Annotated in this window: 8 protein-coding genes; 5 read left to right on the top strand and 3 right to left on the bottom strand. The window is 44.7% G+C overall.

Going from position 1 to position 7,439, the window contains the following annotated elements; translation table 11 throughout:
• Positions 1–289: 289 nt before the first annotated feature.
• From dpaL to ACED59_RS21800, 3 genes are all read right to left on the bottom strand, one after another.
• Positions 290–1,468, bottom strand: coding sequence for a diaminopropionate ammonia-lyase (dpaL, locus tag ACED59_RS21790; protein ID WP_017099109.1), 1,179 nt, complete (start codon positions 1,466–1,468; stop codon positions 290–292).
• Positions 1,469–1,594: 126 nt separating this feature from the next.
• Entirely contained in the window at positions 1,595–1,978 is a 384-nt protein-coding gene (locus ACED59_RS21795) for a RidA family protein (RefSeq protein ID WP_017095788.1), read from the bottom strand.
• A 22-nt stretch (positions 1,979–2,000) separates the two neighbouring features.
• A complete protein-coding gene (locus ACED59_RS21800) occupies positions 2,001–2,678 on the bottom strand; it encodes a transcriptional regulator (protein WP_004732387.1) in 678 nt (225 codons plus the stop codon).
• A gap of 342 nt (positions 2,679–3,020) precedes the next feature.
• Between ACED59_RS21800 and ACED59_RS21805 the strand changes: the two genes are divergently transcribed.
• From ACED59_RS21805 to ACED59_RS21825, 5 genes are all read left to right on the top strand, one after another.
• Entirely contained in the window at positions 3,021–4,184 is a 1,164-nt protein-coding gene (locus ACED59_RS21805) for a Xaa-Pro peptidase family protein (protein ID WP_017099108.1), read from the top strand.
• 141 nt (positions 4,185–4,325) lie between these two features.
• Positions 4,326–5,321, top strand: a complete 996-nt coding sequence (locus tag ACED59_RS21810) for a DMT family transporter (protein ID WP_017099107.1) — start codon at positions 4,326–4,328, stop codon at positions 5,319–5,321.
• Positions 5,322–5,324: 3 nt separating this feature from the next.
• A complete protein-coding gene (locus tag ACED59_RS21815) occupies positions 5,325–5,546 on the top strand; it encodes a hypothetical protein (protein ID WP_017099106.1) in 222 nt (73 codons plus the stop codon).
• Positions 5,540–6,058, top strand: coding sequence for a DMT family transporter (locus tag ACED59_RS21820; RefSeq protein ID WP_017099105.1), 519 nt, complete (start codon positions 5,540–5,542; stop codon positions 6,056–6,058). Before ACED59_RS21815 ends, ACED59_RS21820 begins: the two co-directional genes overlap by 7 nt.
• A 24-nt stretch (positions 6,059–6,082) precedes the next feature.
• Positions 6,083–7,231 carry a M20 aminoacylase family protein gene (locus ACED59_RS21825; RefSeq protein WP_017099104.1) on the top strand — a complete coding sequence of 383 codons (1,149 nt, stop codon included), beginning with the start codon at positions 6,083–6,085 and terminating at the stop codon, positions 7,229–7,231.
• Positions 7,232–7,439: the final 208 nt, after the last annotated feature.

Consider the following 7,439-nt stretch of genomic DNA (forward strand, 5'->3'; position numbering starts at 1 on the left):
GAAACAAATGGGACGTAATTTAATAGCCTATGTGATTTGGTGTGGTGGTCATCAACTTGTTTAGAGTTTTGTGAGTTATTAAGGGCTCTAACTCATTTCTGCCCCAAAATCATTTAGAGTAAATGCTCATCTCGAAACCAGTATGATCTGCCTAGCCAATATTTTCTAATGTTATGTCGCGTGTTGTAAAATATGTGAACATCAGTCCAACTTGGTGATGAGACAAAGATTTAACGAAAAGCCACAGTGAATACCGTGGCTTTATTATTGAAGTTGTGGAGTTTTTTAGTTAGCTAGAGTGGTGTAAGCCGTTCCAAACAATGTCTCGGTATCGCGGTTGGTTGGTGTCACCTTCAGTGCTAAATAGCATGATGGTTGCGTCTTGGTTTAAACCTAGCTCATCACGTACTGCTTGGTCTGCGCCCTCTCGGCAAAGTTGGTAAAGAAGGCCTAGTGTAATCGCACCTGACTCACCGCTGATGATTTGGCTGTCACCTTGTAGTGGGTTACCTAGAACACGCATCCCGTTTGCTGAAATACTGTCATCAACCGAGATAAAGTAGTTACTGCAATCACGCAATACTGGCCATGTCACTGGGTTTGGTTCACCACACGCAAGGCCCGCCATGATTGAGTTCAACTCACCAGTTACGTTGACCATTTCGCCTTTCTCGCCTGAGCGGAAAATACAATCTGCGGCTGCTGGCTCTGCAATGATGGTTTCAAATGTATCTGCGCCTAGCTTGTCTGCAAGGTAGCCTAATATGCCGCCTGCCATTGCACCTACGCCTGCTTGTAAGAATACGTGAGTTGGAGCGCTAAATTCTTGCTCTTGAACTTGCTCGACGGCTTCGTCTGCCATGGTCATGTAACCTTGAGAGATCCATGTTGGGATCTCTTCATAGCCATCCCATGCTGTGTCTTGAACTAGCATCCAACCGTTGTCTTGAGCGGTTTGGTTTGCCATGCGTACCGTGTCGTCGTAGTTAACTTCCGTCACGATACACTCTGCACCTAAACCTTGAATGCGGTTAACACTGGCTTGAGACGAGCCTTTTGGCATATAAACCACAGCTTTTTGGCCCATTTCACGAGCCGCCCACGCGACACCAGTGCCATGGTTACCCGCTGTTGCTGTCGTAAATACAAGTGGCTTATCCAGTTTTGAAGCAACGGTTTTAAGGTTGATCTCAGAAATATCAATGCCAAGGTGTTTTGCCAATTGGCGACCCAGAGCGTAAGAACCGCCGAGTACCTTGAATGCATTCAAACCGAAGCGTTTTGATTCGTCTTTTACTAGGAGCGCTTTAACACCAAGGTGATTAGCAAGATTAGGAAGAGAGACAAGTGGCGTTGGTTGGTAACCTTCGATCTGACGGTGAAACTCACGCGCTTGTTGCGCTTGAGATGCAGTGAATAGCTCGCAAACTTGTCCAGTGTAGAATGAATTTTTTGATAGTTTTAACATAGGGCACACTTAGATACAGGCAGAGGAATTAAAGGCCATCAAGCGATGTTCAATGACCTTACTTTGTCGTTAATAACATTACATAGTTATTTTTTGCTATACGCAGTCACTAAAAGCAATACGTGATTACTTGATGTAAGCGATCGCTTCAACTTCGACTAGTGCGTCTTTTGGCAAACGAGCGGCTTCAACACAAGAGCGTGCTGGCGCGTTCTCTGTACCAAATACTTCCGTGTACACCTCGTTAAATGCAACGAAGTTTTCCATATCAGATAGGAAACATGTGGTTTTAATAACGGTATTCAGTGAACCACCACTTTGTTCCAAAACTGCTTTTAGATTTTCTAGTGACATACGAGCTTGCTCTTTGATGCCACCTTCAACAAACGCCATTGTTTTTGCATCAAGCGGTAATTGACCTGAAGTGAAGATTAGGTCTTTGAATGCCATACCTTGAGAGTAAGGGCCGATTGCTGCTGGTGCTAGATCTGTATGGATTTTTGTTTTCATTTCGTTTCTCTTTATAGGATTTCTATGCTCTAAACTCGCGGATGTATTTGTAAATAGCGTGGCGAGTAATACCAAGACGCTCAGATACGAATGCTGTCGCCTCTTTTAATTCGAAAATACCGTTCTCAAGCAACTGCTTAGTAATGGCTTTGTTTCGACCTTTTAAGTTGACTGACTCATCGTTGTCGACTTCAAAAATAGCGTGCTCAAGCGCTTGCTCAATCACTTCTGTTGTTGAAGCTCCAAAGTTCTCATGCACACCCACAGGGGCATGAGCCATGTCTGGCATTAAAGTTTTTATGATCTCAGGAAACGGGTGAGACAAGTTCATATTGATACAGAACAGCCCAATTGGTTTGCCATTTTCTCCAGCTAGCACACAGGTCGTAGACTTAAGTAACGATCCATCTTTGCTGGTGGTGAAGTAACTCTTTGGCGTGACCTCACCAGTGCTCTCAAACACACTCAGCATCTTCAGCCCCAAATCGGTGATAGGTGACCCTACTTCTCGACCCGTGTGGTGTCCGTTCACTATCTTCACTACCGACTTTTCAAAGCTCTCGAATGAATGAATCACAACCTCACAGTGCGGACCAATAAAGTCGGCAATGGTTTCGGCTAAGCGAAAGTTCAGTGCGAGATGCTCTCTGTCATTGTCGGTGAATTCTACGTTAAACGATTTATATGCTGATGCGTTCATTTCAGACCACTATTATTAACTTTAATTGCCTTTCATTATCTTTGGTTACTCGATGCATTTCAAGTTGCCAATTAACTTTATGTAACTATAAGACTATATATCCGCTTCCTACACAAGTCTAAAGTTACAAATAAGTACCTAAAGTTGATCGTAATCAACTATATTTCCAGTTTTAGATGTTTTCTGATCACTATAGTTAACCCTAAGATCTTGGTCACATTATTTAACTTAAATGTCAGTAAGATGCTCACCGTAACGTAAACAAAATTGAACTATAGGGTTGGTTACTGGTTGTGAAGAGCAGCCGAAGTGCCTACCTAAATACAATAATTAGAGGTTCCAATGACTAACTACCTAAACCGCGGCTTCAAACAAGCTGAGTTTGAACACAGAACATCACGCGCTCAAAAAGTCATGCATGAGATGAATCTGGATGCGATGATTTTCACAACCGAGCCAAACGTTCGCTACTTCACTGGCTTCCACACTCAGTTTTGGCATAGCCCAACTCGTCCATGGTTTGTCATCGTTCCTGCAGAAGGAAAGCCGATTGCGATTGTTCCTGAAATCGGAGCAAGTGGTATGGCGGGAACATGGGTCGACAACATTATTACTTGGCCTTCTCCTCGTCCTGAAGATGATGGCATTAGCTTAGTTGCTAGCGCATTGAACTCTTTGCCTTGTCGTCATGGCCGAGTAGGCGCAACGCTGGGCATTGAATCTCACCTACGTATGCCGGTGAACAACTACTTGAAATTAACCACCATGGTTAAGAAAGACTTTGTTGATGTGTCTTTAGCAATGCATGAACTTCGTCAGATCAAATCACAAGCTGAAATTGAGAAAACACGTGAAATCTGCCGCATTACTAACGTTGGGTTTAGCAAGATTCCGGGTTACGCAAAAGCCGGCATGACCGAGCGTGAAATCTGTAAACAGTTCCGTATCGATATGTTGTTAGAAGGTGCGGACGAATGCCCTTACATCATCGCAGGCTCAGGGCCAGATGGTTATGACAGCATCATCATGGGTCCTACCGATCGCATCATTGAACCGGGAGATGTGTTGATCATCGATACGGGTGCTGTACGCGATGGTTATTTCTCTGATTTCGACCGTAACTGGGCATTTGGTCATGCAAGTGAGCAAACCAAAGCGGCATACCGCGCTACTTACGAAGCGACCACGAAAGGCTTTGAGGCTGCGAAACCGGGCGCAACCACGACTGACATCTACAACGCGATGTGGGGAGTATTAGAAGCCAATGGTGCATTGGGCAACGACGTTGGTCGTCTTGGTCATGGTTTAGGTATGGAGCTGACAGAGCGCCCGTCTAACACGGCTACCGACAACACAGTACTTAAGCCGGGTATGGTGATGACATTAGAACCGGGCATGGTTTACGCACCGGGTAAGTCAATGGTTCACGAAGAGAATATCGTGATTACTGAAGACGGCGCTGAATGGTTAAGCAAACGCGCAGAGCCAGAACTGATCATTATTTAGCTCAAAACTTAACACCTTACAAATTTAACACCCTACAAAAGCTGGCTCTGGACTCCAGAGTCAGCACATAAAAATTATAAAAAAACTGGGCGGTGATGCATCGCTCTTATTCAATAAGAAATAAGATTACGGAAGATAAAAATGAACACAACAAACAGAGACACATTTTTAGGATGGACTGCCGCCATTGCCGTTGCCTGTATCTGGGGCGTAACAGGGGTGGTCTCTAAGCCGCTTTCTATGGCTGTTGATCCGATGACATTGGTATTTTTCCGCTACGTTACCGCGGTAATTGGCCTATCAATCATTTTCTTTTTTACATCACGTAGCAAAAACTTAAGTGCAGACTTAGGTTCTTCATTAAAGATCGATACCAAAGATATTGGACGTATTGCGCTTTGCGGCATCGTGGGACAAGGGGTTTTCTCACTTTTTAATTTCCTTTCTCTTTCTCATATTGGTGCGACTGAAAACGGTGTTATCCAAGGTATGCAGCCGTTCGCGACAGTCTTCTTCGGTATGATGTTTATGAACTTCCGTATGAACAAGATTCAGTGGGGCGCTTTCATCGCATCTGCAGTTTGTATTTACGCAATGAGTGTCGGGCCAACAAACACCATTGAAGGCGGTACTCCGCTGCTGGGTTATGTTTACGTGACATGCTCGATGCTGGCTTTAGCGTGGACGGCACATTTACGTGCTAGCTTAGCGGACAAATACGGCTCAGTGGTTTCCATGCTGTACCAATACATTTCGGTTGCTGTGATGGGCATTATCGTTGTGTTGACCATGGGCTTGGACTTGTCTCAGATTTACATTATTTTCTCTAGCCCGCTGTTGATTGCACTGCTTATTTTCTTAGGTACAGGCATTTCTGGTGGTAGCTACTTGATTCAATTGTATTCTTTCAAGCGTATCGGTGTAGAAAAGGCAACGATGGCATTAAACCTCATGCCTTTGGTTGGCTACTTAGTGGCGGTTTTAACACTTGGCGAACAGATGGCAATGGGCAAAACCATCGTTGTTTCATTAATTGTGGTCGCACTTTACGTGTTCACGAAGTTTGAGACAAAGCAGGAAGAACAATCTTCAGAAAATTTAGCGTGCGATAAAAAAGCAACACCAGAAGCGAGCTAAGTGATGAAATCAGTGACTAAAGGTTGGATTGCAGCGATTGGAGTAGGGTTGTTATGGGGTTCAGAGGGCGCATTAGCTACCTTGCCATTACAAACCATTGATGCGCGATTGTTGGTGTGGCTACGCTACATGATGGCATTCTTTGTTTTATCTTTAGTCCTGATTTTCTCGGCAATGATCCACAAGAAAACTCAAAGCAAACCGAAGTTGGCGTCAGCATGTTAGTGCTAGCTCCTCCGTTTACGTCTCAAGATAGAGGAGTAAACATCGGGCTCCTGATTTGTCTATTGAGTGTGCTGAGCTTTGCGTCGGTGACTCATTTGCGCGCTCAGCTTGCAGAAAAATACGGTGCAACTTGCACCATGCATTATCAATTTGGTTTTGCGGCGGTTGGATTTTTCATTTACTTACTGGTTGCAGGCCCCGATGTACCAAGCCTGTTACTAGTGATTCACCCTTCTTGGTCGTTACTCTGCATTATCGTGCTAGGTGGCTTTGTATCAGGGCTGGGCTACATCGCATACATATACGGCATAGAGCGTGTTGGTGTTGAAGGCAGCAGTATGGCTTTAAACCTCATCCCTATGTCTGCATTTTTCATCGCTGTTTTGGTGTTTGGCGAACCCATCACACCTTTTAGGACGCTGGCTGCTGGCTTGATTATTGTAGCAATGATGCTGTTTGCAGCATCCAACAAGTCCCGCGGGATGACACCTAAAACAGTTTTAACAAATTAATTTTAAGTATTTATTGGAGTTTCCATGACTAACATTGCCAACGTTACAGAATGGCGCCGCCATTTACATCAGTATCCAGAGTTCGGTACTGAAGAGTTCATAACATCTGAATTCGTAGCGAACAAGCTCGAAGAGTTCGGCATTGAAGTTCACCGCGGTATTGGCGGAACAGGTGTGCTTGGAATTCTGAAAAATGGCACAAGCGATCGCTCGATTGGTCTACGTGCGGATATGGATGCGCTGCGCATTCATGAACAGAACACTTTTTGTCACGCTTCAAAACATGAAGGAGCGATGCACGCTTGTGGACATGATGGCCATACCGCGATGCTACTGGGTGCGGCGCAAGAGTTAGCAACCAGTAAGCAATTTGATGGCACTGTATACTTCATTTTCCAACCAGATGAAGAGCGAGGCACAGGAGCGAAAGCGATGATCGCTGATGGCCTGTTCACTCGTTGGAATATGGATGCGATTTACGCTATGCATAACTTACCGGGTATCCCAGAAGGTAAATTTGTGACTCGTCCAAGCTCGCTTATGGCAAGTGAAAGCAGTTTTGAGATTGTGATCAAAGCGACGGGCGGCCACGCGGCGATGCCACACATGGGAACCGATCCGATTGTTGTTGGAGCTCAGGTGGTCACAGCACTGCAAACCATCGTTTCGCGTAATTTGAGCGCCATTGATGAGACGGCGGTTATCTCGGTGACTAACTTTGTTACCAATGGAACCGTGAATGTGATTCCTTCGCAAGTGACTATTTCTGGTGACACTCGCAGCTTTACCGATCAAGCATTGCATAAAATTGAGAAAGCGATTGAGCGTGTCGTCGCTGGCCAGTGCATGTCAGCAGGTGTTGATTATCAATACCACTTCAACAACAGCTTCTTATCAACGATTAACACGCCTGAAGAGACGGCTCATGCAGTGAAAGCGGCACAAGCGGTTGTTGGTGAAGAGAATGTGAATGGAGCTTGTGAACGCTTCACCATCAGTGAGGATTTCTCGTTCATGTTACGCGAAGTAAAAGGGTGCTATGTGCTAGTTGGGAATGGTGTTGGTGAATGTGGAGGTACTGCTCTTCATAACCCGCATTATGATTTTAACGATAATATTTTGGAACACGGTGTTGGGTTCTGGAAGACGCTTGTAGAGCAACAGTTATCATAACAAGCAGATATCCTTGAGTCTGTATTGCTCATAATGCAACTTAGGCTACTGTAACGAAAACTAACTGTGGCATACTAAAGTTAGCGGCTTTCTGCAAAATTTTGCAATACTTGATGTTATTTATGGTTTGCTAAATTAGGGAGGTCGTTAACTGGCTTTGTTGCGTAATTAAATTTAAAGATAGAACTACCCCGTTTCGCGTATTTCT

Origin of the sequence: Vibrio sp. FF266, assembly GCF_041439695.1 — a bacterium.
GTDB lineage: Bacteria > Pseudomonadota > Gammaproteobacteria > Enterobacterales > Vibrionaceae > Vibrio > Vibrio tasmaniensis_A.